The organism is Mumia sp. (assembly GCF_028803055.1).
In the GTDB taxonomy this organism is placed as follows: domain Bacteria; phylum Actinomycetota; class Actinomycetes; order Propionibacteriales; family Nocardioidaceae; genus Mumia.
This window is the reverse complement of sequence record NZ_JARBCJ010000285.1, coordinates 1-2694: the sequence shown is the minus strand read 5'-3', so window position 1 is coordinate 2694 and position 2694 is coordinate 1. Positions and strand designations below refer to the sequence as shown.

General features: G+C 71.3%; 1 protein-coding gene and 2 pseudogenes. All 3 read right to left on the bottom strand.

Annotation, left to right across the window (positions count from 1 at the left end; translation table 11 throughout):
• Positions 1 to 571 (bottom strand): annotated as a pseudogene (locus PV363_RS17100) (hypothetical protein); the annotation flags it as partial.
• A 343-nt stretch (positions 572 to 914) separates the two neighbouring features.
• Positions 915 to 2483: a glycosyltransferase family 39 protein gene (locus PV363_RS17095; protein WP_301022989.1), complete on the bottom strand. Its 1569-nt coding sequence runs from the start codon at positions 2481 to 2483 to the stop codon at positions 915 to 917.
• Positions 2452 to 2694: pseudogene (locus PV363_RS17090) on the bottom strand (hypothetical protein); the annotation flags it as partial. The gene PV363_RS17095 and the pseudogene PV363_RS17090, both read right to left, overlap by 32 nt.

Below are 2694 nucleotides of genomic sequence, written 5' to 3'. Positions count from 1 at the left end.
CCTGGGTGACGGCCAGGTCACCGTCGTGGCCGGTCAGCTTCGTACCGGCAGGCACACCCGTGTTAGACGAGCGTGGCCGGCCACCGGGCCGCGGGACGCGGCTGCGCTGGTTGGGAAGGGGCCGGACCCAGGCCCGTGCCGGCCGGCTCACCGACGTCGCGGAGCTGGGGCAGCGAGCGAGAACCCGGCCAATGAGGCGCCGCTCGCCCGGGTCCACACCGAGCCGCCACCGGTACTTCACCGCGACGTAGCGGGCGGTGTAGGCGCACGTGGCGTGGCGTGGGCGCCAGCGGGTGACATCACGGCCGTGCTTCGCACGCTGTGCCTGCTTGGTCACCACGACCACCGTCTCGGCGTAGCCGGTGTCGTTGGCGAATGCACGACGCGTGGCGCGGTTCCACCTCCTCGCGCCCGACCTCCAGGCCTCACGGAGCGGAACACGGCGGTCGACGGCCACGCGCGACGCGCGACGGACCGTCCGACCGTCGTACTGGGATCGCCACCGACCGCTGACCACGGTGCAGGCTCCCCGCGTGCGAACCTTCGCCGTCGAGCGTCGGGAGAGGATCATGTCTCGCTTTCCGCAGCCTTTGCCACGGCGAGTCCAGCCGCCGAACTTCGATGCGCGGTAGCCGGCACGCGCCTCTCGGCGCACCGGGAGTGCACGCAGGAGGGTGGCCGCGCGGACCCGCACTGGACGGCGGGCCGAGAACCCAGCCGGAGGAGCTCCTGGGACCGTCGTCGTCGCCGTCGGCTCGCTCGGTACGAGCGCCGACGCCGTCGCCGGCGGCGGACCGAGGAGCGCGGCCACGGTCACGCAGCAGGCAAGGATGATAGTTCGCATTGGGCGCTTCCGGGTTGATTTGTCCCTTTGCGTCCATCCTCATCCCAAAGGCATCCGTCCGCAGTGCGGATCACTCGACCGTGGCACGCTCGTACTCGACGACGACCGTCTGGGGTCCCTCCCGCCTGCTCGCCTCTCGGAACCCCCACCCCTCCACCAGGCGGCGTTCGGCATCGGCGTCGGGATAGCCGACACGCCGGATCAGCCAGAGGCGGGAGCCGGCTTCAGCCCGCACCTGGGACTCGGCCAGCGATGCAGAGAGACCTGTCAGGTCGTCGGTGTCCGTCGGAGGTGTGCGTAGGGTGAGATCTCGCAGACCGTCGAACGCCTCTGGGTAGGCCATCGCCACGAACCGCATGGTGCGGGCCACCGGCCACGACCGCGTCGGGTCGCGGGGTGCGAAGTAGACGGCGTCCCCGTCCTGACGACGGGCCTCGACGAAGGACGCCGCCTGCTCCCAGTCCGCCCCGGACTTCGCGTGGGGTGTTCTCTGGGATACGTACACCGGCACGGTGAGAGCAACGACCAGAGCGACAGCGGTCCACTGCCGGCCCCGGGTGCCGAAGGTCGTGAGTGCCCAGCCGATCAGGAGGGCGACCCCCGGCGCCGAGAAGGCAAGATAGCGGGAGTTGTAGAGAGAAGGGCTCATCGCTACGGCGAGAGACACGAGCACCGTCGTCGGCACGACGACGGCGGGCAGCGACCAGGCGAGAACCTGACGGCCCACGGGCGACCGCAGCCCGCGTCGCACCGCGACGACCACCAGCACCCAGCCGACGGTCGCCAGCGCCACCGACGAGACCATCCACCACTGTGCGGGCTCCCATGCCGAGCCGCCGCCGGCGCCGGTGAGGCTGGTCGGCGTCTCGCCGAGCCAGTACTGGTTGACGACCACCTGACGGCCCAGCGTCAGGAGGGAGTCGTCCGGCGTGCCGAGCTGACCGCCCTGGCCTCCCGCCGCCCAGACGAGGGGTGAGACCAGGAGGGCGCCCGATGCGGACGCCGCCAGCCAGCGCAGCAGGTGCGGGCGTGCGATGAGAGCCACGGTCACGCCGTGAGCGAGCACCGCCAGCGCGGCGTACACGTTCAGTGCGACGAGGACCGCCGCGCCGAGCGCGTACGCGGCCCACAGCCCACGCCGTCGGTCTCCGCGGAGGAGGGTGAGGAGGAGCACCGTCAGCCAGACGGCGACCGCGGTCACGAGGGCCGACGACCGCGCCTCGATGCCCATCCAGGTCACTCGCGGCATGAGGGCGAAGATGACCGCTGCGAACGCCGCGTGCCGAGCGCCTCCCAGAAGGCGCCCGAGCACGTACACGCCGGCGGTCGCGACTCCGACCGCCAGCACGCTGGGCATCCGGAGGGCGAGCGCCGACTGCCCGAACACCTCGACCCATCCGTGCATGAAGGCGTACCAGACGCCGTGGACGGCGTCGAGGTTGCCGGTCAGCTCGCGGAGCTCGGTCATCGACAACGAGGCGGCGTACGAGGTGGCGGCCTCGTCGGTCCACAACGACGGTATCCAGGAGCCGGCGAAGGCGACGAGAGCGCCGAGCGCGCCCGCCACCCACGGCGCGCGCCGGCTGCCGCGTTCGACGGACGAGGACTCAGGCGTCGAGGTGACCGGTGCGAGACTCATGGTCCTGCCCCTCACCCACGACGCTGCTCAGCGCGCGCCGCAGCATCGTGGACGACGTGTGCACCGTGTAGGGGAAGTAGACGACCTCCACGCCGACGGTGGCGAAGTCGCGCTCGAGCTTGTCGCCCTTGGGCGTACCGCGCCAGTCGTCTCCCTTGAAGATCCGGTCGAAGCGAAGGACCTTCCAGGTGTCCAGCTTGTCTGGCACGTC